Below are 22,671 nucleotides of genomic sequence, written 5' to 3'. Positions count from 1 at the left end.
TTTCAGTCTGTTGCTATTTAAAAGTGTCCGGGCGAAATCCCTTCGACCGGACACGCATAAATAAACTTGGCAGAGTTTATTCGTTTTAACACACTTTCTCTGAATTAGAGTGATGAATGAAATGATAGACGACTTGTCCGGTTCATTAGACTCAACGCTTTTTCCTCGAAAGCAGTGAAACATAATTGCATGGTAGGTCTTCTGACTTATTCCTGTTACAAACGCCTTCCCAGATTATTCTCCAGTGGCAATGAGTGAATTGCTTGTAACATGCATGGAACTTACAGCAGCGGGACTGTTCAGGATTTACACCTGATTCCCTTTTAATTGCTTCCCCCGTAAGGGAGTCGCAAACCAATGCGGGACAAAGATAGGGAGTTTATTTGTTTTTTCCAAGTTGGGGGATATTCTTTTTCTTTCGTCCTGATACGAAAGAGAAAGAACCAACTTGTTTTCTTCGATATTTTCTGTATTTTTGTAAATGAGACTGTCACTTATTACAAAATTTACCAAATTAGCGGATTTTAGAGGCGGGTATTGAGTTGCCCGCCTTTTTTATTTGTTTGACATAAGATTAGCTTTTAAAAAGTATCTTTGTCTATGTCCAACGTTGGACGTATGAAACAGATTTATTGAAACATAATTGGTCGTTTTTTATAGGGGATGCAGCGGTATCCACCTATTTTGTTCCTTACTATACGGTTTTGAACTAATTCATTTCGGTATGGTTTTGAAGCAAATGATACTTTAGCAAACAAGTATTGAAACGGTAGCCCGTGAAATAATATAGAATTTACCTAACGTACAAACGTAGGTTATCTACCGTGTGAATGTCCGTTACCTACTGGGCGAGCATCAACAACCTACCAGACAAAAGTCGGTCATCTGCCGGACGAACAGTTCATGAGGGACACGGGAACAGAAACGGCACCGACGAAGTGATCCGAACCGACAACGGCAGCATCCAAAGCCATCTTCTCTGCCCAGTATTATTGCTGTTGTTTATAACAGAAATAATACTTTTACTTACTCTTCTTTACTCTTCTCTTCTCTACTCTACTGGTTTTCATTGGCTTTTCCCCCTTTACTGGTGGGCGTTTCAGCGCTTTGTACACCCCTCTCCGAACACCCTCATTTTTGTATCGTTTTACTCTAGTTCAACATTAGTTAAGTATTCTTCGATAGCTTGTGCGGTGGCGTCTTTTAGGAGCACGGTCTTTTCCTTGTTTAAAAGGTAGAGGGTGGGGATAGCCTTCAAATCATATAGTTGTTGTTCTTTGATGGCAAATTTCTTGTCGTATCCGTTGATCCATTCTTTGGGGAATTCATTCAGGTGTTTTCTCCATTCGTCCAACTCTTCGTCAGGGTAGATAGAGAGGACTGTTAGTTTCTTTTGTCCCAAAAGTCGGTTGATGATAGGTGCGTTTTTCAGGGCATCTATTGTTTCTGTGCAGGCATGACAGCCGGGGTTATTGATGAATAGGAGGATATAGTCGGCTTGCTGTTGATAGAGGGAGCCTTGTGCGCCGGAAGCTAATGTGTAGCTGAAGTTCAGGGCTTTGGTTCCGATACGGTTTTTCTGTGCTAATTCCCGGCGGGCTTTAGGACGTACTTTCTCAATTTCCTCTAACAAGGGAGAAGCTAACATGGCGTCTAATACGGGAATATAGAATTCTTCGTTACGCATAGGGGAGTTGGGGTCGTATAAATATTTATCCGCCAGGTCGGTGATGTAGGTGAATACTTTTTTGTCTACATTCGTTTGTTCGATTGTTTTCCGCATGGCTTCTTGTGCAGTTTCCAACGGGACGTGATTCAGTATGTCACAATAATCCGCCCAAGCTTGTTCGGTCACTTCGGGGTGGTGGATGTAATTAGTGTCGGCGAAGTTGACGTTATCCCAATAGTGTTTTACCAGAAAGTCTGCCCGTTGTTCCGGGGCTGTCATCATTGGGGGGATGGCAGGCAATGTAAAGGTTTTAATGGTGTCTTGTATTACATCATTTTTGTTCAGACTGGAAGCGTTGCCGCTTTTGCAGGCACAAAGGCAAAGGATGCATATAGCTGGAAGAATATGGATGTTTGTTTTCATAACTAACAATTATTACATTGAATTTATGTAGATTACATTGGTGACAAAGATAATGTCCTTTCTACTTTATTCAAAGAATTTTTCTTCCTTTTATTTTGCTGCGTTCTTTTCTGTTCGTTTTTTGATTAGACAAGTTTTGCAGGATAACTTCTGATTTTACTTCTCCTTTGCCAATGTAAATACAAATTCCAGTCCACCTCCCTGATTGTTCTTGGCGGAGATGCTGCCACCGTGGATGATGACGGCGTTCTTCACAATAGCTAATCCTAGTCCTGTTCCACCTACTTTCCGTGAACGACCTTTGTCTACCCGGTAGAAACGTTCGAAGAGACGATTCAGATGTTCGGGAGATACTCCAATACCTGTGTCGGCAAAGCTGAAATAGTAGAAATTCTCATCTTCACGGAAACAGTTGATATTGATCTGGATATTACTTCCGGCGTATGCGATGGCATTGTCCATTAGATTACGGAAGATGGAATAAAGTAGTGAGTAATTTCCTTTGATTTGTATACTCTTCTTTAAGGAGTTGACGACTGTAATATGTTTTTCGTCAAGCTCCAACGATACTTCGTTGATGATGTTACCTACCAACACACTGATGTCTACCCGTTCCATGTCGATCATGCTGGCGGCTTCATCCATGCGGGTGAGTACGGAGATGTCGCGTAATAACCGACTTAAACGGTTGCTTTGTGCATAACAACGTTCGAGGAATACGTTGATCTTCTCGCGTGGAATATTTTCATTGCTGACAATGGTTTCCAAATACCCTTGGATGCTGCTGACGGGAGTTTTCAACTCATGGGCGATATTCTGGGTCAGTTGGCGTTTGAGTCTAACCTGTTCTTCTTCCTGGGTAACGTCGTTGATGGAAATCTCGAAGCTGGCATCCTGGAAGATGATACATTCTACGATAAATGTCCGTCCATTCTTATTGATGGTGACAGACATTCGTTTTTCACCTTTTCCTCTCGAACGTTCTTGCTGATTCTTATTGATAAAATGAATGATCTCTTGCAGTTCGCTGATGGCAAAGACTTCTTCTGTTGTTTCCAGGTTGGAGTCTGAAATCAGGTTGCTGTATTGGGTGAAAAGATTGTTGACAAGAATCTCTTTTTTGTCTTTAGTAAATATACCTAGTCCTTCGTGTGAGATTTGAAGGTGGGTGATTAGCTTTTCACGTTCAATGTAGAGAGCTTCTTTGGTTTCGTGCAGTCGTTTGTAGATTTGAATGATGTGCTGTGATATTTCTCCCAGTTCGTTGTGCGGGAAGGCGGATTGCATAGCCATTTCGATAGGCTCGTTCCGGTCGGCGCGCATTGCAAATTCACGGAGCTGGCTGATGGAAGTCCCCAGTTTGTTGGTGAATTTGTAGAAGATAATCATTAATAATAAGGTCACGATTACGGTAAACCATAAATAGTGCGGGTCTGCTTGCAGGTTGTTGATGAGGCTGACATTGTAAGGTAAAGCCGAACGGACAATATAATCTTTATAATGAGTGGCCGAATAGAAATAGGGAACTCCGGTTGTCTCGGAAGTACGGCGTACATCATATCCGTTGCCATGTTTTATGGCTTTCTGTACTTCCGGACGGTTCAGGTGGTTCTCCATCTGGTTATTATGACTTGGATAGCTGTCGTAAACAACATTTCCTTGAGCATCAATAAGGGTTACACGCAAGTCTTCCAGGATATGGTTATTGATATAACCGTCGATGATTTCACTGTCAAGAGGTTGATTCTCCAGTTGTTCGTAGAGCCTGCTGTTGTAATCTTGCAGTTTGGTGTTTAGCAGTTCTATTTTATATTCCCGTTCACGTTGATACTGGTACGCAATAAAACAAATGGCAAATACCAGGAATAGTGAAATAACCGAAAGGAAAAGTTTTCGGCTAAAAGAAAGAAAATGCTTTTGAGTTACAGGCAGGTTCATAATAACTATTTAATTCGGCATAATTATTTATTCAGCTTCAAAACAGTATCCATATCCGAGACGGGTGACAATGCATTTGCCGTATACCCCAATCTTTTTACGTAGACGGGTGATGTTTACGTCGATAGTACGGTCGAGCACGTACACTTCGTCACTCCAGATGCGGGCCAGGATGTCTTCACGGGAAAATACACGTCCTTTATTCTGTACCAGCAGAAGCAAGATCTCAAATTCTTTTTTGGTCAATGGCACTTCTTCATCGTCGATACTTACTTTTTTCTTTGTGATGTCAATAACGAGCGACTGATAAGTAAGACGTTCGGGGACTCTTTCCGTTTCCGTTGTTACTGTGCGTCTTAATACGGCTTTCACACGGGCGATGACTTCACGCAGCGAGAAAGGTTTTGAAATATAATCGTCTGCTCCCAGGTTGAATCCGGTCACAGTATCGTTTTCGGTATCTTTTGCTGTGATAAAGATAATAGGCACTTTAGCTGTTTTCTTGTCTTTTTTCAGGATGTTCGCCATTTTGAATCCGGAGATTTCTCCCATCATCACATCGAGGAGAATCAAGTGATAGCTGCTGATGTCCATCTTCATTGCTTCTTCAGCAGAGTTTGCAGTATCAACTTCATAACCTTCGTTTTCAAGATTGAATTTCAGAATCTCACAGAGGTCTTCTTCATCGTCGACAACTAGAATACGGTAATCGTTCATAAGATATATGTATTAATGTGATATGACAAAGTTACGTTTTTATTTTATCCTTTGCAAAGATGAGGAGACTTTGTTACGGGCAGATGAAACAGACGTTACAATCGTGTTACATTCCGGGAATTCCGAGAATTGATGAGGTATATGGAAGTTTTTGTTGATTGTAAGAGGAAAAACCGCTCACTATTTGTTATCTTTGTTAGCGAGATACAATAGAAACGTTTGATTATAGAAACTACAAATAATGATAAAAATTGACTTAAAACGGCATCGGAAGGAAATAATAGGATCGGTGGTGGTACTGTTAATTCTCCTTGGCGGTATGTCTGTGTTTAAATATACTTCATTCAATTCCGGTTTTGAAATTGTGGATGATCTGGGCGGAAATATATTTCCTTCAGCGATTTTGTCTGTTGCCACTACTGATGCGCAGGTGATTGTTCCGTCGGATTCTAATTATTTGGGGAATCCGAAATCGTGTATTGCTGTTCGGGTGAAGTCGAAGACAGCCTATAGCCGGGTACGGATTGAAGTGGCTGAAACGCCTTTTTTCTCCCGTTCGGTGTCGGAATTTGTACTAAACAAGCCTCGAACGGAATATACGATTTATCCTGATATCATCTGGAACTATGAAGCTCTGAAAAATGAGGTGCAGGCAGAACCGGTAAGTGTGGCTATTACTGTCGAGATGAATGGAAAAGATCTGGGGCAACGGGTGCGTACATTCTCTGTGCGCAGTATCAATGAATGTCTGTTGGGGTATGTATCGAATGGAACCAAATTCCATGATACAAGTATTTTCTTTGCTGCCTATGTCAATGAAGAGAATCCGATGATTGACCAGTTGCTTCGCGAAGCACTGAATACTCGTATTGTCAATCGCTTCTTAGGCTATCAGAGTAAGGCTAAAGGGGCGGTGGACAAGCAGGTGTATGCTCTCTGGAATATATTGCAGAAACGCAAATTCCGTTACAGTTCTGTTTCCAACACCAGCCTTTCGAGCAATGTTGTTTTCTCGCAACGGGTTCGTACGTTTGATGATGCACTGGAATCTTCGCAGATTAATTGTGTGGACGGTAGCGTACTGTTTGCATCACTGCTTCGGGCTATAAATATCGATCCTATTCTGGTACGTACGCCGGGACACATGTTTGTGGGGTATTATACCGATAATTCACATACTGATAAGAACTTCCTGGAAACAACAATGATTGGTGATGTCGATCTGGATGACTTTTTCCCGGATGAACAGCTGGACTCCACAATGGTAGGCAAGTCGCAGAATGAAATGTCGCTATTGACTTTCGAGAAATCGAAGCAATATGCTAATAAGAAGTATAAGGAGAACGAAGAAGGTATTCATTCCGGGAAATTGAATTATATGTTTCTGGAGATTTCTAAAGATGTGCGGAGGAAAATACAGCCAATAGGGAAATGATGTTTTGTAATTCGTATTTAATTCGTACTTTTGCCAAGTAATCATTTTAAAGTAAAAGGATGCAAGGCAAGAAATTTATCTCTCCCGGAGCATGGTTTTCTATGAACTATCCATCAGACTGGAATGAGTTTGAAGATGGCGAAGGCTCTTTTCTTTTCTATAATCCCGATGTATGGACGGGGAATTTTCGTATATCCGCATTTAAAGGAAAAGCCGGTTATGGCAAAGATGCCATCCGGCAGGAACTGAAAGAGGACGATTCGGCTTCATTGGTGAAAGTCGGAACGTGGGAATGTGCGTATAGTAAAGAAATGTTTCAGGAGGAGGGAACTTATTATACTTCCCATTTGTGGATTACAGGCGTTGACGATATTGCTTTTGAATGTTCTTTCACCGTGCCTAAAGGTGGAGTTGTGAAGGAGGCGGAAGATGTAATCGCTACTTTGGAGGTACGTAAAGAAGGGCAGAAGTATCCTGCTGAATTGATTCCTGTACGTCTTTCTGAAATTTATTTGATTAATGAGGGATATGAATGGGTGGTATCTACTGTGAAGCAGGAACTGAAAAAGGATTTTCAAGGAATAGAAGAGGACTTGGAGAAACTTCAACAAGTGATTTACAGCGGTAAGATTGGTTTGAAAAAGAAAGAGGAATGGTTGGCTATTGGTATCACTGTTTGTGCAATTCTGGCAAATGAAGTGGATGGCATGGAATGGAAAACGTTGATTGACGGCAACCGGGAAGCTCCTGTTCTCCAATATAAAGATCGGACCATCGACCCGATGAAGCTCGTTTGGAGTAAAGTAAAGGCGGGAGAGCCTTGCAATGTAATAGAAGAATATAAGAAGTGTTTGGATTAAAATGGCAGTACCTTATTTACAGATAGATAACCTGACCAAGTCTTTCGGTGACTTGGTTCTTTTTGAAAATGTATCTTTGGGCATTGCCGAAGGTCAGCGGGTAGGATTAATAGCAAAGAACGGTAGTGGAAAGACTACCTTACTGAATATCATTGCCGGAAAGGAAGGTTATGATAGCGGTAATATTGTTTTTCGTCGTGATCTTCGGGTGGATTACCTGGAACAGGATCCGCAATATCCCGAAGAACTGACAGTGCTCGAAGCCTGTTTCCATCATGGTAATAGCACGGTGGAATTGATAAAGGAGTACGAACGCTGCATGGAAACCGAAGGTCATCCGGGATTGGAAAACCTCTTGGCACGTATGGATCAGGAGAAAGCTTGGGAGTATGAACAGAAAGCCAAGCAAATCCTTTCACAACTTAAAATCCGTAATTTCGATCAGAAAGTGAAGCAACTGTCCGGCGGACAGCTGAAGCGTGTTGCCTTGGCAAACGCTTTGATTACCGAACCGGATCTGTTAATCCTTGATGAGCCGACCAACCATCTGGACTTGGATATGACCGAATGGTTGGAAGATTACCTGCGTCGTACCAACCTTAGTCTGCTGATGGTGACTCACGACCGTTACTTCCTTGATCGTGTTTGCTCCGAGATTATCGAAATAGACAATCAACAAATCTACCAATATAAAGGTAACTACAGCTATTATCTCGAAAAGCGTCAGGAACGTATTGAATCTAAGAGCGTGGAAATAGAGCGTGCCAATAATCTGTATCGTACAGAACTCGACTGGATGCGCCGGATGCCGCAGGCACGCGGACATAAGGCTCGTTACCGGGAAGATGCTTTCTACGAATTGGAAAAGGTTGCGAAGCAGCGTTTTAATACTGATAATGTAAAGCTGGAAGTGAAAGCATCGTATATCGGAAGCAAGATATTCGAAGCCGACCATCTTTTCAAGAGTTTCGGAGATCTGAAGATTCTGGATGATTTCTCTTATATCTTCTCTCGTTATGAGAAGATGGGAATTGTAGGAAATAACGGAACCGGAAAATCTACTTTTATCAAGATATTGATGGGACAAGTCAAGCCTGATAGCGGAACAGTGGATATTGGCGAAACAGTTCGTTTCGGTTATTATTCGCAGGACGGACTTCAGTTTGACGAACAGATGAAAGTGATTGATGTGATACAGGATATTGCCGAAGTCATCGAATTGGGCAATGGAAAGAAGCTGACTGCTTCTCAATTTCTGCAGCATTTCCTGTTTACTCCTGAAACCCAGCATAGCTATGTCTATAAATTGAGTGGGGGAGAGCGTCGCCGTCTTTACCTTTGTACCATCCTGATGCGTAATCCTAACTTCCTGGTATTGGACGAGCCTACCAATGACCTCGATATTATCACGCTGAATGTGCTCGAAGAATATCTCCAAAACTTCAAAGGCTGTGTGATTGTCGTTTCCCATGACCGTTACTTTATGGATAAAGTAGTAGATCACCTGATGGTATTCAACGGACAGGGAGATATTCGTGACTTCCCCGGAAATTATAGTGATTATCGTAACTGGAAAGAAGCAAAGGAACAAAAAGAGAAAGAAGCAGAGAAGCCGCAGGAAGAAAAGACCGCCCGTGTCCGTCTGAACGACAAGCGTAAGATGAGCTTTAAAGAAAAGCGTGAATTCGAGCAACTGGAAAAAGAAATCGCCGAACTGGAAGCTGAAAAAACACAAATTGAGGAACTTCTTTGTAGCGGCACACTTTCCGTTGACGAATTGACTGAAAAGTCAAAACGTTTGCCCGAAGTCAATGATATGATTGACGAAAAGACAATGCGTTGGTTGGAACTTAGCGAAATAGAAGGCTGATTCGTGCCACTATATTGGCACCTTTGTGCCACCTCTTTGGCGTAGCAGTGCCAACATGCTGGCACAGTTGTGCCACTTCGATGGCACAAGTATAGTTTATTATATTCCCGGATAACCAAATAATGATAATATACCCCCAGACAATATAACCTAGTATGACAAACCTAACCAATTATCATAGCCACTGCCTGTATTGCGACGGACGAGCCAATATGGACGATTTTATTCGTTTTGCTATCAGCGAAGGGTTTACTTCTTATGGCATTTCTTCTCATGCTCCACTACCATTTTCTACCGCATGGACGATGGAGTGGGATAGAATGGAAGATTACCTTTCCGAATTCTCTCGTCTGAAAAAGAAATATGCAGGTAAGATAGAGCTTGCCATCGGTCTCGAAATTGACTACCTGAATGAAGAAAACAATCCCTCTTTGCCTTGTTTTCAAAAACTACCACTTGACTACCGGATAGGTTCTGTGCATATGTTGTATTCTCCGGAAGGGAAAATCGTAGATATTGATACCTCGGCAGATCTTTTCCGTCAATTGGTAGACAGGCACTTCGATGGTGACTTGGATTCTGTTGTCCACCTGTATTATAAGAACCTGCTCCGTATGGTAGAGCTGGGAGGACTGGATATTGTCGGCCATGCTGACAAGATGCATTATAACGCTTCCTGTTATCGTCCGGGTTTGCTTGATGAAGCATGGTATGACACGTTGGTCCGCGATTACTTCGCGGTGATTGCCGCACGTGGTTATATGTTGGAAATCAATACCAAGTCTTATAATGAGCTGGGTACATTCTATCCGAATGAACGTTATTTCCCTTTCCTGAAAGAATTGGGTATTCGGGTACAGGTGAATAGTGATGCGCACTACCCTGAAAGAATAAACAATGCCCGCTTCGAAGGGTTAGCCGCTTTGAAGAAAGCAGGTTTTACTTCGGTGGTAGAATGGCATGGGGGGAAATGGGAAGATATTCCCATAGGATAAGTTATTCCATATCCAGGATCTCTTGTTTCTCTTCATTCAACGAAATCAACGTTTTCTTTAGCTCGTCTATTCGTGAATCAATTTCAGTCAACTTCTTCAGATACATAGTTCTAGGTAGCGCATCTTCATAGGCCATGATAAACTCCTCTTTTTCGTCAAAGAGCTGCTCTATTTGCTCTTCAACTCTATTTATAGCACATGTAATTTCTCCTATCATAAATCTTTCGTTTTTTATAGATGCCTTTATTCCGTCCTCTTGCAAGCATTTGCCTGGAAAAACTCGTTCAACGTATCTTCATAGTTACCATGAAGCATAATATGATGATTTCCCAGTGGATTCTTTAAGAAGTATTCGGCCGGAGTATTCATGCGGATGCGCACTTGTGTACGGCACATATTAATATAATTAGTGTTTTCAGTCAATGTTCCTGTAGACAAGTAATATTCATCCAGACATTCACCGCCACATTTTATGATCGTTACATCCCCCGTCGGAAGTAGCCCTTGTATGGCAATTCCTTTTTCTGTTTCAAAGTGATTGCGGATAATATATCTCTCCGTTTGTTTGAGACCTACGGTGCAATGTGCCAATATCAGTTCATTCGTACGGGAATTAATCATGGAAGGATTTGCCATAAATCCGTCTTTACCCGTAAGTGCTTTAACTGCTAATAGCGTAAATACAGATTGAAGATCTCCTTCACAACCTGCTATTATCCCGTCATCATTCAATAAAGATAATGCCACGCATCCGGTAGTGTCGATTTGTTCAATCAGTTTAAAACAGCTTAATGTCAGCGCTTCCAGATTTTCTTCCTGACAGACCTTTTTGATTGCCCGGTATAATCGCATCGCTTTGATTAAATCTTCGGGAGTTCCTTCGCGGCAGGCAAGAGCTTGTGATGCTACAGCTGCGCATGATGCTCCGACTTGGTCATCCGTAATGTGTTTAAATTGTTCATAAATCCGTTCCAATGGAATATCTACATATTCGATTCCCCAACGACGTTTTGCCAACAAGTAGTCTACGTTACTGGCAACTAACCAGGAAGAAGGACTTCCAATGACTCCGATACGTTTGCCGAACAAGGAACGTTGTGCCTGGAAATTATTATAAAGTGTATGGATACGTAAGATGATAGCCGGTAATTCACCGTGCAGAATTTCACTTTTCATTCCGCGTCCCCGTAACCAGGTGGAAATTTCCAGTGCGGCAGCAAGAGAATTCTGCATGCCGTCTGCCAGTAAAATGGCGGGGCGAGGGAGGTTTTCGAAATGCTGTATGACCAGTCTTTCCACCCCACCGGTAGCGACGAAAATGATTTTGAAATCGTCACTACTAAGTTTGTCCATATCTTGATGGTCGACGAACTTTACAGTATAATATTTTTCAATCTCGCTCAAAATAGCTTCGTGCGAGCTACGTAGCGAGACTTGTTTGTGAAGTATTGAAGCGAATGAGATAAGGTGTATGGTCATTATGATATTGTTTTAAGTTTTCCGTATGACAAATGTATAGCTTTCTTTTCAATTTACCATAGCGATTTTAACCTTGCTAAGGTTTTTAAAGTTTTTATGTCTCTGTATTCAAATTATTGCGTACATTTGCAGCTCCAAGTAGAAAAAGTAAATAGTAATTAGTAATTTGTAGTTAAAATTATGCCAACCATATCCATTCGCGGAAACGAGATGCCTGCATCTCCTATCAGAAAACTGGCTCCTTTGGCAGACGCTGCCAAGCAACGCGGAGTCCATGTGTTTCACCTGAACATCGGACAGCCTGATCTGCCCACTCCTCAGGCCGCGATTGACGCGATACGCAATATTGATCGTAAAGTGCTGGAATATAGCCCCAGTGCAGGTTATCGTAGCTATCGCGAAAAATTAGTGGGATATTATGCAAAGTTCAATATCAACCTTACAGCAGACGATATAATCATTACATCGGGAGGTTCGGAAGCCGTACTTTTTTCCTTCCTTTCCTGCCTGAATCCGGGAGATGAAATTATCGTTCCGGAACCTGCATACGCTAACTATATGGCATTTGCAATCTCTGCCGGAGCAAAGATTCGCACTATTGCTACGACCATTGAAGAAGGCTTTTCCCTTCCGAAAGTAGAGAAGTTTGAAGAACTGATTAATGAGCGTACGAAAGCGATTCTTATTTGTAACCCAAACAATCCTACCGGTTATTTGTATACACGTCGTGAAATGAATCAGATTCGTGACTTGGTAAAGAAGTACGATTTATTCCTTTTCTCTGATGAAGTATATCGTGAGTTTATATATACCGGTTCTCCATATATTTCTGCCTGCCATCTGGAAGGTATTGAAAATAATGTAGTACTGATTGATTCGGTATCAAAACGATATTCCGAATGTGGTATCCGCATTGGTGCGTTGATTACCAAAAACAAGGAGATACGCGATGCTGTCATGAAGTTCTGTCAGGCTCGTTTGAGTCCTCCGTTGATTGGACAGATTGCTGCAGAAGCTTCTTTGGATGCTCCGGAAGAATATTCACGCGAAACGTATGATGAGTATGTAGAACGTCGTAAATGTCTGATTGACGGTTTGAACCGTATTCCCGGTGTTTATTCGCCCATTCCGATGGGAGCTTTCTATACAGTGGCTAAACTTCCGGTAGATGACTCCGATAAGTTCTGCGCATGGTGTCTTTCTGATTTTGAGTATGAAGGTCAGACTGTATTCATGGCTCCGGCTTCCGGTTTCTATACCACTCCGGGTTCTGGAATCAATGAGGTTCGTATTGCTTACGTATTGAAAAAAGAAGATTTAACCCGTGCTCTTTTTGTCTTGCAGAAGGCTTTGGAAGTGTATCCGGGAAGAACGGAATAAATTCTAGTATTAAGTATTAACCGTAGTTTCTGGGGTGTTTGTTGCTGCTACACTTAATACTTAATACCTAATACTTAAACAAATGTCTTTATCACTTTTCATAGCCCGGCGTATCTATCGTGAAAGCGATGGCGGAAAGCAGGTGTCACGTCCTGCGGTCCTCATTGCCATGGCGGGTATTGCTATTGGTTTGGCTGTAATGATTATTGCAGTGGCGGTAGTCATCGGGTTTAAAAGTGAAGTGAGAAATAAAGTTATAGGATTCGGGTCGCATATCCAGATAACTAATTTGGATGCGGTCAGTTCTTACGAAACCCATCCCATTGTGGTAGGAGACAGTATGATGACTGCTCTTGCTGATTATCCGGAGATAAGCCATGTGCAGCGTTTCTCTACCAAACCGGGTATGATTAAGACCGATGACGCTTTTCAAGGAATGGTGTTGAAAGGTGTAGGTCCGGAGTTTGACCCCCATTTTATAAAAGAGTATTTGGTAGAAGGGGAGATTCCTGTTTTCAGTGATTCAGTTTCTACCAATCAAGTACTTATCTCGAAAGCGTTGGCAACTAAAATGAAGTTGAAACTGGGAGATAAGATATATACCTATTATATACAGGATGATATTCGCGCTCGTCGCCTGACGATTGCCGGAATTTATCAGACGAATTTCTCCGAATACGACAACCTCTTTTTACTGACGGATCTTAATCTGGTGAATCGTTTGAACGGTTGGCAACCGGAACAGGTGACCGGTGTGGAATTACAGGTGAAAGATTATGATAGACTGGAAGATATAACCTATGAGATCGCAACTGATATTGACAACAGGCAAGATGAGTTGGGAGGTGTGTATTATGTGCGTAACATCGAACAACTGAATCCTCAAATCTTTGCTTGGCTTGATTTATTGGATTTGAACGTATGGGTGATTCTGATTTTGATGATAGGAGTTGCTGGCTTCACCATGATTTCCGGTTTATTGATTATTATCATCGAACGTACCAATATGATTGGGATTTTAAAAGCATTGGGAGCCAATAATTTCACGATTCGCAGAACCTTTCTTTGGTTTGCAGTCTTTTTGATTGGCAAAGGAATGTTTTGGGGCAATGCCATTGGCTTGGCATTCTGTATCCTTCAGTCTCAATTCGGATTCTTTAAACTTGATCCGGCGACTTATTATGTAGATACTGTTCCAGTTTCTTTTAATGTTTTACTTTTTATCTTGATTAATTTGGGCACTTTGTGTGCATCTGTATTGATGTTGATTGGTCCTTCATTTCTTATCACTAAGATCAATCCGGCAAGCTCCATGAGATACGAATAATCCTCTTTTTCCCTATCTGATTTTTACTGCAAAAATAATTTGGTCCATTGCGTGATGTGGAGTGAATAATATGTCTATATTTGCGCCCAATTTACTTAATATCCTCTTGTAGGTTTAATTTTTAACCATTATGAATAATGTGTTAATTCTGTTGGATAATCTGGATGACTGGAAACCGTATTATGAGACAAGTAGTGTCCTGACTGTTTCCGACTATCTAAAAAACAAGCCGGTGGAGAAAGACCGGAAGTTAGTTATTAATCTTAGCAATGATTACAGCTATAACTCTGAAGGGTATTACTGTTCGCTGCTAGCCCAAACGAGAGGACAGAAAGTCATTCCGGATGTTGATATCATCAACAAAATGGAGGCTGGAACGGGGGTGCGGATGGACCGTAGTCTGCAAGCCCTTTGTTATCAATGGATACAGAAGAATGACATCAAGGATGATATCTGGTACCTGAATATTTACTTTGGCAAATGCCGGGAAAAAGGTATGGAACGGATTGCGCGTTTTATTTTCGAGAATTACCCTTGCCCATTGTTAAGAGTGGCTTTGAATACTCATCCCAGAAATCAGATCGAGGGCATTCATTTTCTTCCCCTGAATCAGCTCAATGATGCAGAGCAGGATTTCTTTGCCAATACGCTGGATAACTTTAACAAGAAAATATGGCGTGCACCGAAGTCGGCAAAGGCTTCCCGTTATAGTCTCGCTGTATTGGTCGATCCGCAGGAGAAATTTCCTCCCAGCAATAAAGGCGCTTTGCACAAATTGACGGAGGTGGCTAAGAAAATGAATATCCATGTGGAGATGATTACCGAAGATGACGCTATCCGTTTGCTCGAATTTGATGCCTTGTTTATTCGTACTACAACGTCGCTCAATCATTATACATTCCATTTGTCACAGTTGGCTGCACAAAACGGAATGGCTGTTATTGACGATCCGCTGTCTATCATCCGGTGCACGAACAAAGTGTATCTGAAAGAACTTTTTGAGAAGGAAAAGATATCTGCTCCCAAGTCTACATTGATTTTTCAATCCAGCCATCATTCGTTCGAACAGATAAGCGAACAGGTGGGCGTTCCTTTTATCCTGAAAATACCGGATGGCTCTTATTCCATTGGTATGAAAAAGGTGTCGAACGAAGAAGAACTGCAAGCCAGTCTGAAGATACTGTTTGAAAAATCGGCTATCTTGCTGGCACAGGCATTTACTCCAACGGAGTTTGACTGGCGTGTCGGTCTATTGAACGGTGTACCGCTCTATGCTTGCAAATATTATATGGCAAAAGGACACTGGCAGATTTATTGTCACTATGATTCGGGCAGAAGCCGTTGTGGATTGGTGGATACGATTCCTATTTATCAGGTACCTCGTGTCGTTTTGGATACAGCTGTCAAGGCTGCCAATCTGATAGGAAAAGGGTTGTATGGAGTCGATCTGAAAATGGTGGATGATAAGGCTTATGTAATTGAAATCAATGATAATCCGAGCATTGATCATGGACTGGAAGATGCCATTATCGGTGATGAAATGTATTACCGTTTGTTGAATCACTTTGAACAAGCGTTAGAAACGAAACATTATTGATTATGGAGCCGATAGTCGTCCGTAAAGCACAGCAGGCAGACATTCCCGCTATTTTGGAAATAGAGTGGGAGTGTTTTCGGGAAGACAGTTTCTCAAAGGAGCAGTTTGCCTATCTGATAAGTCGTTCGAAAGGAACTTTCTATGTGATGATGGAGGGAGATAGGGTGATTGCTTATGTTTCCCTGTTATTTCATGGGGGAACTCGTTATTTAAGAATCTATTCGATAGCTGTTCATCCGGATTATAGAGGAAGAGGACTGGGGCAGGTATTGATGGATCAGACGATTCAGACGGCCGGCGAATGTAAGGCTGCAAAGATTACGCTTGAAGTGAAAGTGACCAATACTTCCGCTATCGGACTATATATGAAAAATGGCTTTATTCCTGCTGGAATAAAGCCATGCTATTATCACGATGGTTCGGATGCTATTTATATGCAGCGATTGATTCAATAATAAGTCTGCCTTTTCACGAAATCCGGTTTATCTTCGGGGCACGTGTAAAAACCTGTGTTTTCGTTTGTTATTTTTTGCTATAAAAAATCTTTGTAGTACCTTTGTTTTGCAATCATATAGCAATGTCAGAGAATCCATTAGTAAAGCTATTAAGCTACATACTCCCTTCGGAGTTCAACGAATATTTTGACCTTACCGATGTTAAGGAAGAAGAACGTGGCGTGGAGAAGATTCTCCATCTGTATCTTCACGAGAAGAACCTTCAGCCGGATGGTCACACAGAGCTGTCTCCCAACGGTTTCTACCCGGAATCATGCATCAACCACTTTCCTCTCAACGAGCACCGTACCGTTCTGCACGTATGCCGTCGCCGTTGGAAGGACGGTTTGGGCAGGACGTATAGCAGAGATTGGGAGTTGACAGCAAAAGGAACACGGCACACTAAGGAGTTTGCCGCTTTTTTAAAAGAATTCCTTGGATACATCCCCGATTACAGCCAGATCACTCCAGAAACCGTATCACATCAAGGCTGACGAGTTCGAACGTGCCTACAAGGATTTCCTCAGCGGTTACCGCACCTGGAAAGAATTGTCACATGCGGAGGACTGGCTTGTCTTCTATAAGAACATAGGGCCACAACTGAGCATTGACGAGACAGCGCTCTCTGACGGTGAACTTTATACAATAATCTCCAACAAGGCTGCCCATGGCGGCAAGGGAGCTATCGTGGCCATTATCAAGGGGACAAAGGTCGAGGATGTCGTAAAGGCGTTGATGCGCATCCTTTGGTACGAGAGGGCTAAGGTGCTGGAGGTAACGATGGACTTCTCCGAGAGCATGCATTCCATAGTAAAGCAGTGCTTCCCGTATGCCACGATAACCATCGACCGCTTCCATGTCCAGAAGGACTGCTACGATGCCATGCAGCAAGTGCGTATCAGGCACAGGCGCGAGGCCCAACGTACCGAAGTGGAAGCGCGCGAGCAGCACAAGCTCCGTAACAAGAAGAATGCCGAGGCACGAAAGAGACGTCTTGAGAAGAATGGAGGCAAACGGAAAGGAAAACAAGGACGGAAGCCTAACCGCAAGAATGAGAAGTACGAGCCTGTGAGGCTGTCAAACGGAGATACCGTCTGTGAACTCCTGACGCGCTCACGCTATTTGCTGATGACATCGGCAGATAAATGGACAGCGACTCAGAAAATCCGTGCAAGGCTGCTGTTTGAACTCTATCCTGATATGAAGACCGCATATTCAATCTCGCACTCTTTGCGCATGATTTTCAATAACAAAAACGCCACAAGGGAAAGCGGGAAGAAAAGCCTCGCCCAATGGTATGCAAAAGTCGGAGAGTTCGGAGACGAAAACTTCAACACTGTTGCAGCAACCATCTATGAACGGCAGGGAGAGATTCTCAACTACTTCATCAATCGGTCTACCAATGCGTCTGCTGAATCTCTTAATTCAAAGATCAAGCAGTTTCGAGCACAACTACATGGGGTTATAGATGTAAAGTTCTTCTTATTCAGACTCTCAAAGATATTTGGCTAAACACAGGTTTTTGCAAGTGCCCCTTATCTTCTCATGAAATCCCCTTTTCCCCGGAAGAAACGGCAGAGTTTGAATTTCAATGACTGTACAGGTTGGATAAGGTCGAAAACGGGTAACGAGAAATAGTATTTTCGTCCTCCACCCATTTCTTTGGCCGTGCGGTTGATAACGACAGCTTGTATTGTAAAGCGCAGTAACCAGATCAGGAATGCGATGCCTGCTACCAGCCAGTGGAAATTAAGAATCCCGAATACGATACCTGCTATACAGGTAATATAGAATAACAAACGGGAGAGTGTCTCAAATCCCAGAAGGTAACGCTGTATTCCATGGTAGAATCTGGCAGTAGCCATATAACTAACCTTTTCTTCTTTCCAATCTTTGTAGCGATATACGGGTTGTATTCGTGTGGTAGCGTTGAAGTCTGTTTCAACACGGGTGTTGGAGGAGGTAGCTAGCTCATTAATGAATAAATCATCTTCTCCACGTTGAAGATTCAGGTATTTGGAGAAACCTTTCTGTTGAAAGAATAGTTCTTTTCGGTAAGCCAGGTTGCGTCCGATACCGATATAAGGTTTTCCGGCTAGCGCGAATCCCAGATAGCGCAAAGACTGGAATAAAGCGTCGAATGCAGTACGTTTGTGCAACCATCCTTTTGTGCGGTCGTATCCGCTATATCCTAACACAATTTGAGTCTGTGGAGTGAAATTACGTGCCATCAGTTTTAACCACTGGTTGCTGGCGGGCATACAGTTTGTTTCCGTAAATACCAGCCAGTCATGTTTGCTGGCTTTGATGCCTAACGTCAGAGCCAGTTTCTTATGACTGATATAGCGTGCACTTTCGGGCGTAAAACTATAGTAAAGATGAGGATATTTTTCTTCCATCACTCCCAGTATATCCTCGGTGTCATCTGTGGAAGCATCATTGATGACAATCACTTCAAATTGTGGATAGTCCTGTTCCAGAATGGCAGGTAGAATTTTACGAAGATTTTCAGCCTCATTGCGTGCGCAGAGAATCACGGAAAGTGGAGGCTGTTCTCGTGTGAAATGTGCCTCTTCTTTGTCCACAGCCTTATTGTGGACATGTATTCGATTGTACAGGCCGAAATAATAAATGAGCTGAATGATAAAAAGAATACCTGCCGCCGATAAAAGAATCAGTTCGACAGTATTGAATGTAAATGTTTCCATCAAATTATAGTGTCGTTTTTACAGCCGCAAAAGTACACAATTTTTCGGTAGTTCCGTCATCTCGATGGGAGGTTATTTCGCAAGTCGAGATATTCTTTCTTGAACATATCCACAAAAAGAAAGAATAATGAAAGAAGCAACGGACCGAAGATGACTCCCATAAACCCGAATATCGGCAGACCGATGACTACTCCAAAAATAGTGATAAGCGGATGCGTATCCGCCATCTTCTTTTGAAGGATGAACCGGATGAGATTGTCCGATTGCGATACGACGATAGCCCCATAGCCAAAAAGCCCGATGGCGTTGAACCAGTCTCCGCTGATGGCAAGATAAACGGCTACAGGAAACCATACCAATGCCGTACCTACCATCGGAATGATGGTTGCAAAGCAGGTCAGGAATCCCAGCATCAGTATGTTGGGTGCTCCGAAAAGCAGATAGCCTATCATAGCCACGCCTCCTTGGATGATAGCCAGTAAGGGAATACCGATAGCATTGGAACGGACAATCATATTGATTTCGTGAATGACTTCCTGCGTATTGGTTTCATTAAATGGCAGAATGTCATTGACATAAGCTTCCATCTTTTTTCCTCCAATCAGCATGAAATAAAGCACAAAGATCATGACGAACAGGTTGATGGCAAGGCTGCTGATGCTTTCCATTATAATTTGTCCGATACGGGGAAGTATGGACATGATGAATGACAGCGTATCTTTTCCCAATACATCGTATCCTGTTTTCTCTTTGATGAATTCTGCTACCTGTTGAATAGGTGCAATATAGGTCTGTGGATCCAGATTGATATCCTGTAACTTGTTTGCCACCATCCAGACAGTCAACCCCAAAGGGATAAGAAAGACGAAAATCGTTTCTGCGGTAATCAACAGTGCGCTGATGCTTCGTTTCAGCTTTCGTTTTTCTACCAGATGATTCATCTGTCCGCGTACAAGAATGTAGATGGTGAGTGCTCCCAGCAATCCCCCCAGAAAAGGAGTGATTTGGCGGAAGATGATGACTCCCATAAACAGGATGATGACAATGAGGGAATATTTCCAGTATTGTTCTTTGGTGCTCATATCGTGTAAAATTCGTTTATATGATAATAAACACTCGAAGGTCGTGAAAGGTTTGTTTTATAGTGAAATGTCGATATGAAAAACTGTTTTACCGGGACGGCTTTCCAAAATAGACAGATGACCGTTGTGGTTACGGATGATTTGTCGGCAGAGACTTAACCCGATACCGGTTCCTTCAGATTTGGTGGTGAAGAACGGAATGAATACTTTTTCCTGCAGTTCATCGGGGATACCGGGACCATTGTCTGTGATGTCGATAGATATATGCTCGTCCCGATATGCATAAATTTCGATTGCTCCGTCCGTTCTTCCGTCTAACGCCTGCATGGAGTTTCTAAGGAGATTGAGCAGGACTTGGGATAGCTGGTTCTCGTCTCCATCCATGTCGATGAATTCCGGCTGACAGGTAAGTGTGAAATGAATCTGATTTTCCTGAAAATCGGTAGACAGGAGTTCTTGCAGATTTTGCAGGAGGGCTGTTAGTGAAAACCGTTTCCTTTCCGGTTGGGGCAGATAGGAGAGACGACGGAAAGATTCGGTAAATTCCAGCAGGCGTTCACTTTGTGCCTGGATGATATGAAGTCCGCGAAGTGTTTTTTCGCTGTTGTCCGGATATGCGGATAATGTTTGCGACAGGGAGATGATGGGAGCAATGGTGTTCATGATTTCGTGGGTAAGCACGTGGCTTAGCTTGTTCCATGATTCACTCTCTTTATCATTCAGTTCATTGCTGATATCCTTGATGGATAAGATGGTAATAGTTTCGTTCTGTAATTTCATCTGGTTTTGAGACAGACTAAGTCGTTCTTTCTTCTCTTTTTCCTGCAGGATAGGTTTCAGTTGGTCGTATTGGGCTAGTTGCTGGCATCCCAATAAAGTCAGTGCGGCACTGTTGGCCATCATTATTTTTCCGGAAGAATCCCATGCCAACACACCGCTAGGGACTTCTTCCAATAGCGAACGGTAGAAATGTTCCTGCTTTGAATATTCAGCTTGAGTTCGGATGAGCAGGGCATTGATACGGTTGAGTGAACGATTCAGCATTTCCTGTTCCCGGCTGACATTGTTTTCGGGGAAATAGAGCATATTGTCTTTGTCTTCTATCGCATCGAAGAAAAGGCGTAATTTTTGGTTGAAAGAGTTTAGCTTATTCACTAATCTTCCAATCTGAAACAAGGAGCAGATAACCAGTAATATCCCTATTACCACTCCTTGTTGGGAAATAATGAGCCATAGACCTGTTCCTGCGGTAGCAAGAATAAATAGGATATGTCCTAATGTGGTCCAATATATATGTCGGCTGAATAGCATACGGCTTAGGGCTTAAATCGTTTCAGTTTATTGTAGAGCGTTTGTCGGCTGATACCAAGTTGTTCGGCCGCAGCAGTCAGGTTTCCATTATTTTGCAAGATGGCCGTCTCGATGGCTTGTCGTTCCACTTCTTCCAGATTGGGCACCGCTTGGACTGTCTGTGGTTTCCAAGTCTGTTTCACCAGAATATCTTTAGGACGTATCACGTTGCTTTCGCATAAAATAACCGCCTTTTCGATGGTGTGTTGCAGTTCCCGGATATTGCCCGGCCAATGATAGGAGCGTAGCTTTTCAATCGTTTGCTCATGCATTCGCATTTCCGGTCGTTGATATTTGGAAGCGAAGCGATGAAGAAAAGCATCGATGAATAATAATAGATCATCTCCCCGTTCTCTCAAAGGGGGAATTTCCAGATGGATGGTATTGATGCGATAGAATAAGTCTTCGCGGAACAAACCTTCTTTAATCATCTCCGGTATGTCTTTGTTGGTGGCGGAGATGAGTCGGATATCAACGGGAATCACTTTGTTGCTTCCGATTCGGGTGATATTTCGGTTTTGTAGTACAGTCAGTAGTTTGGCCTGCAATGCAAGAGGGAGATTTCCGATTTCATCCATAAAAAGCGAACCACCATTGGCGGCTTCGAATTTACCCGGACGGCTTTCATAAGCATCAGTAAACGCTCCACGTTCGTGTCCGAAGAGTTCACTCTCAAAGAGCGATTCGCTGATAGCCCCCATATCGACACTAAGTAACTGACGGGTGTTTCGTGAAGATAAGCGATGTATTTCCCTGGCTAACATCTCTTTTCCTGTTCCGTTTTCTCCGGTTATCAGGATATTGGCATCGGTTTTGGCGACTTTAGTAACTACCTTAATTAGCTGTAGCATTGCAGGGGAATGACCGATCAACATTTCTGACTTATTCAGATTTTCATCACCGGATGCTTTCTGGGTTGATTTGGGAGAGTTTTTATGATGGGTTGGACGATTGTTTTGATAGGCTTCCTTTATTTTCTGTATCAGTATGTGGTTATCCCATGGTTTTAGTAGAAAATCTGTTGCACCATTCTTCAGTGCTTTAACGGCTAATTCTACATCACCGTAGGCGGTTAGCATAATAACGGGCAGTGAAGGGCGGATTTCATGGATATGTTTCAGCCAGTACAGTCCCTCGTTACCATTGTTGATTCCTGCTGAAAAGTTCATATCCAGAATCACAATATCAATCGGAGTGGTAGATAAGATGGTCGTGATTTGATTAGGATTGGCAGCTGTGCGGACTGTGCTGAACACATTCTCGAGTAATAACTCCAGTGAGGCTAATACACTCTTATTGTCGTCTACAATTAAAATCGTTCCTGTTTCCATACGCAAGATTGGGGGC

At 42.6% G+C, this 22,671-nt stretch carries 19 protein-coding genes and 1 riboswitch; of the genes, 10 read left to right on the top strand and 9 right to left on the bottom strand.

Annotation, left to right across the window (positions count from 1 at the left end):
- Positions 1-173: 173 nt before the first annotated feature.
- A riboswitch (cobalamin riboswitch) is annotated at positions 174-374 on the bottom strand.
- A 773-nt stretch (positions 375-1,147) separates the two neighbouring features.
- The 3 genes from CJF29_RS16020 to CJF29_RS16010 all read right to left on the bottom strand — a co-directional run bounded on the left by CJF29_RS16020 (position 1,148) and on the right by CJF29_RS16010 (position 4,747).
- Positions 1,148-2,092: a DUF5106 domain-containing protein gene (locus CJF29_RS16020; protein ID WP_004304184.1), complete on the bottom strand. Its 945-nt coding sequence runs from the start codon at positions 2,090-2,092 to the stop codon at positions 1,148-1,150.
- A 156-nt stretch (positions 2,093-2,248) separates the two neighbouring features.
- The gene (locus tag CJF29_RS16015; RefSeq protein ID WP_004311246.1) at positions 2,249-4,030 is read right to left on the bottom strand and encodes a sensor histidine kinase; all 1,782 of its coding nucleotides are present in this window, start codon (positions 4,028-4,030) and stop codon (positions 2,249-2,251) included.
- Positions 4,031-4,057: 27 nt separating this feature from the next.
- Positions 4,058-4,747 (bottom strand): response regulator transcription factor, encoded by a 690-nt coding sequence (locus CJF29_RS16010; RefSeq protein WP_004300631.1) that lies wholly within the window; start codon positions 4,745-4,747, stop codon positions 4,058-4,060.
- Between the two features lie 241 nt (positions 4,748-4,988).
- Here CJF29_RS16010 and CJF29_RS16005 point away from each other — a divergent pair, with 241 nt between their 5' ends.
- The 4 genes from CJF29_RS16005 to CJF29_RS15990 all read left to right on the top strand — a co-directional run bounded on the left by CJF29_RS16005 (position 4,989) and on the right by CJF29_RS15990 (position 9,907).
- On the top strand, positions 4,989-6,182 hold the full coding sequence (locus tag CJF29_RS16005; RefSeq protein ID WP_004300629.1) for a hypothetical protein: 1,194 nt from the start codon (positions 4,989-4,991) through the stop codon (positions 6,180-6,182).
- Positions 6,183-6,241: 59 nt separating this feature from the next.
- The gene (locus CJF29_RS16000) at positions 6,242-7,042 is read left to right on the top strand and encodes a DUF3805 domain-containing protein (protein WP_099147518.1); all 801 of its coding nucleotides are present in this window, start codon (positions 6,242-6,244) and stop codon (positions 7,040-7,042) included.
- A gap of 1 nt (position 7,043) precedes the next feature.
- The gene (locus CJF29_RS15995) at positions 7,044-8,912 is read left to right on the top strand and encodes an ABC-F family ATP-binding cassette domain-containing protein (protein ID WP_004300627.1); all 1,869 of its coding nucleotides are present in this window, start codon (positions 7,044-7,046) and stop codon (positions 8,910-8,912) included.
- A gap of 155 nt (positions 8,913-9,067) precedes the next feature.
- Positions 9,068-9,907, top strand: a complete 840-nt coding sequence (locus CJF29_RS15990) for a histidinol-phosphatase (protein WP_099147519.1) — start codon at positions 9,068-9,070, stop codon at positions 9,905-9,907.
- Between the two features lies 1 nt (position 9,908).
- Here CJF29_RS15990 and CJF29_RS15985 read toward each other — a convergent pair whose 3' ends face one another.
- The gene (locus tag CJF29_RS15985; protein WP_004304182.1) at positions 9,909-10,124 is read right to left on the bottom strand and encodes a hypothetical protein; all 216 of its coding nucleotides are present in this window, start codon (positions 10,122-10,124) and stop codon (positions 9,909-9,911) included.
- Positions 10,125-10,150: 26 nt separating this feature from the next.
- A complete protein-coding gene (locus CJF29_RS15980) occupies positions 10,151-11,386 on the bottom strand; it encodes a fucose isomerase (RefSeq protein ID WP_008999943.1) in 1,236 nt (411 codons plus the stop codon).
- Positions 11,387-11,566: 180 nt separating this feature from the next.
- Between CJF29_RS15980 and CJF29_RS15975 the strand changes: the two genes are divergently transcribed.
- The 6 genes from CJF29_RS15975 (at position 11,567) to CJF29_RS15950 (ending at position 17,696) form a co-directional block, all read left to right on the top strand.
- On the top strand, positions 11,567-12,766 hold the full coding sequence (locus CJF29_RS15975; RefSeq protein WP_004300623.1) for a pyridoxal phosphate-dependent aminotransferase: 1,200 nt from the start codon (positions 11,567-11,569) through the stop codon (positions 12,764-12,766).
- Positions 12,767-12,848: 82 nt separating this feature from the next.
- Complete coding sequence (locus CJF29_RS15970) at positions 12,849-14,093, top strand: ABC transporter permease (RefSeq protein WP_004300622.1); 1,245 nt, start codon at positions 12,849-12,851, stop codon at positions 14,091-14,093.
- Between the two features lie 130 nt (positions 14,094-14,223).
- Positions 14,224-15,690 carry a RimK family protein gene (locus CJF29_RS15965; RefSeq protein WP_099147520.1) on the top strand — a complete coding sequence of 489 codons (1,467 nt, stop codon included), beginning with the start codon at positions 14,224-14,226 and terminating at the stop codon, positions 15,688-15,690.
- A gap of 2 nt (positions 15,691-15,692) precedes the next feature.
- The gene (rimI, locus tag CJF29_RS15960; protein WP_167511765.1) at positions 15,693-16,145 is read left to right on the top strand and encodes a ribosomal protein S18-alanine N-acetyltransferase; all 453 of its coding nucleotides are present in this window, start codon (positions 15,693-15,695) and stop codon (positions 16,143-16,145) included.
- A gap of 122 nt (positions 16,146-16,267) precedes the next feature.
- A complete protein-coding gene (locus tag CJF29_RS15955; protein ID WP_002558307.1) occupies positions 16,268-16,678 on the top strand; it encodes a hypothetical protein in 411 nt (136 codons plus the stop codon).
- Positions 16,620-17,696 carry a transposase gene (locus CJF29_RS15950; RefSeq protein WP_002558306.1) on the top strand — a complete coding sequence of 359 codons (1,077 nt, stop codon included), beginning with the start codon at positions 16,620-16,622 and terminating at the stop codon, positions 17,694-17,696. The genes CJF29_RS15955 and CJF29_RS15950 overlap by 59 nt, the downstream gene beginning before the upstream one ends.
- Before the next feature lie 23 nt (positions 17,697-17,719).
- Here CJF29_RS15950 and CJF29_RS15945 read toward each other — a convergent pair whose 3' ends face one another.
- The 4 genes from CJF29_RS15945 to CJF29_RS15930 are packed head-to-tail and all read right to left on the bottom strand — an operon-like array spanning position 17,720 to position 22,655.
- On the bottom strand, positions 17,720-18,892 hold the full coding sequence (locus CJF29_RS15945; RefSeq protein WP_099147298.1) for a glycosyltransferase: 1,173 nt from the start codon (positions 18,890-18,892) through the stop codon (positions 17,720-17,722).
- Between the two features lie 56 nt (positions 18,893-18,948).
- Positions 18,949-19,974 carry an AI-2E family transporter gene (locus CJF29_RS15940; protein WP_099147297.1) on the bottom strand — a complete coding sequence of 342 codons (1,026 nt, stop codon included), beginning with the start codon at positions 19,972-19,974 and terminating at the stop codon, positions 18,949-18,951.
- A gap of 57 nt (positions 19,975-20,031) precedes the next feature.
- Positions 20,032-21,285, bottom strand: coding sequence for a sensor histidine kinase (locus CJF29_RS15935; protein WP_099147296.1), 1,254 nt, complete (start codon positions 21,283-21,285; stop codon positions 20,032-20,034).
- A 5-nt stretch (positions 21,286-21,290) separates the two neighbouring features.
- The gene (locus CJF29_RS15930; protein WP_004300616.1) at positions 21,291-22,655 is read right to left on the bottom strand and encodes a sigma-54-dependent transcriptional regulator; all 1,365 of its coding nucleotides are present in this window, start codon (positions 22,653-22,655) and stop codon (positions 21,291-21,293) included.
- Positions 22,656-22,671: the final 16 nt, after the last annotated feature.

Origin of the sequence: Bacteroides celer (genome assembly GCF_002632415.2) — a bacterium.
In the GTDB taxonomy this organism is placed as follows: Bacteria; Bacteroidota; Bacteroidia; order Bacteroidales; family Bacteroidaceae; genus Bacteroides.
Note: the sequence above shows the minus strand (reverse complement) of the source record. Positions and strands in the feature narration are given on the sequence as shown.

Bases quoted from the DNA above. Each gene is read 5' to 3' on its own strand.
- CJF29_RS16020 (WP_004304184.1), bottom strand. From the start codon at position 2,092: ATGAAAACAAACATCCATATTCTTCCAGCTATATGCATCCTTTGCCTT.
- CJF29_RS16015 (WP_004311246.1), bottom strand. From the start codon at position 4,030: ATGAACCTGCCTGTAACTCAAAAGCATTTTCTTTCTTTTAGCCGAAAA.
- CJF29_RS16010 (WP_004300631.1), bottom strand. From the start codon at position 4,747: ATGAACGATTACCGTATTCTAGTTGTCGACGATGAAGAAGACCTCTGT.
- CJF29_RS16005 (WP_004300629.1), top strand. From the start codon at position 4,989: ATGATAAAAATTGACTTAAAACGGCATCGGAAGGAAATAATAGGATCG.
- CJF29_RS16000 (WP_099147518.1), top strand. From the start codon at position 6,242: ATGCAAGGCAAGAAATTTATCTCTCCCGGAGCATGGTTTTCTATGAAC.
- CJF29_RS15995 (WP_004300627.1), top strand. From the start codon at position 7,044: ATGGCAGTACCTTATTTACAGATAGATAACCTGACCAAGTCTTTCGGT.
- CJF29_RS15990 (WP_099147519.1), top strand. From the start codon at position 9,068: ATGACAAACCTAACCAATTATCATAGCCACTGCCTGTATTGCGACGGA.
- CJF29_RS15985 (WP_004304182.1), bottom strand. From the start codon at position 10,124: ATGATAGGAGAAATTACATGTGCTATAAATAGAGTTGAAGAGCAAATA.
- CJF29_RS15980 (WP_008999943.1), bottom strand. From the start codon at position 11,386: ATGACCATACACCTTATCTCATTCGCTTCAATACTTCACAAACAAGTC.
- CJF29_RS15975 (WP_004300623.1), top strand. From the start codon at position 11,567: ATGCCAACCATATCCATTCGCGGAAACGAGATGCCTGCATCTCCTATC.
- CJF29_RS15970 (WP_004300622.1), top strand. From the start codon at position 12,849: ATGTCTTTATCACTTTTCATAGCCCGGCGTATCTATCGTGAAAGCGAT.
- CJF29_RS15965 (WP_099147520.1), top strand. From the start codon at position 14,224: ATGAATAATGTGTTAATTCTGTTGGATAATCTGGATGACTGGAAACCG.
- rimI (WP_167511765.1), top strand. From the start codon at position 15,693: ATGGAGCCGATAGTCGTCCGTAAAGCACAGCAGGCAGACATTCCCGCT.
- CJF29_RS15955 (WP_002558307.1), top strand. From the start codon at position 16,268: ATGTCAGAGAATCCATTAGTAAAGCTATTAAGCTACATACTCCCTTCG.
- CJF29_RS15945 (WP_099147298.1), bottom strand. From the start codon at position 18,892: ATGGAAACATTTACATTCAATACTGTCGAACTGATTCTTTTATCGGCG.
- CJF29_RS15940 (WP_099147297.1), bottom strand. From the start codon at position 19,974: ATGAGCACCAAAGAACAATACTGGAAATATTCCCTCATTGTCATCATC.
- CJF29_RS15935 (WP_099147296.1), bottom strand. From the start codon at position 21,285: ATGCTATTCAGCCGACATATATATTGGACCACATTAGGACATATCCTA.
- CJF29_RS15930 (WP_004300616.1), bottom strand. From the start codon at position 22,655: ATGGAAACAGGAACGATTTTAATTGTAGACGACAATAAGAGTGTATTA.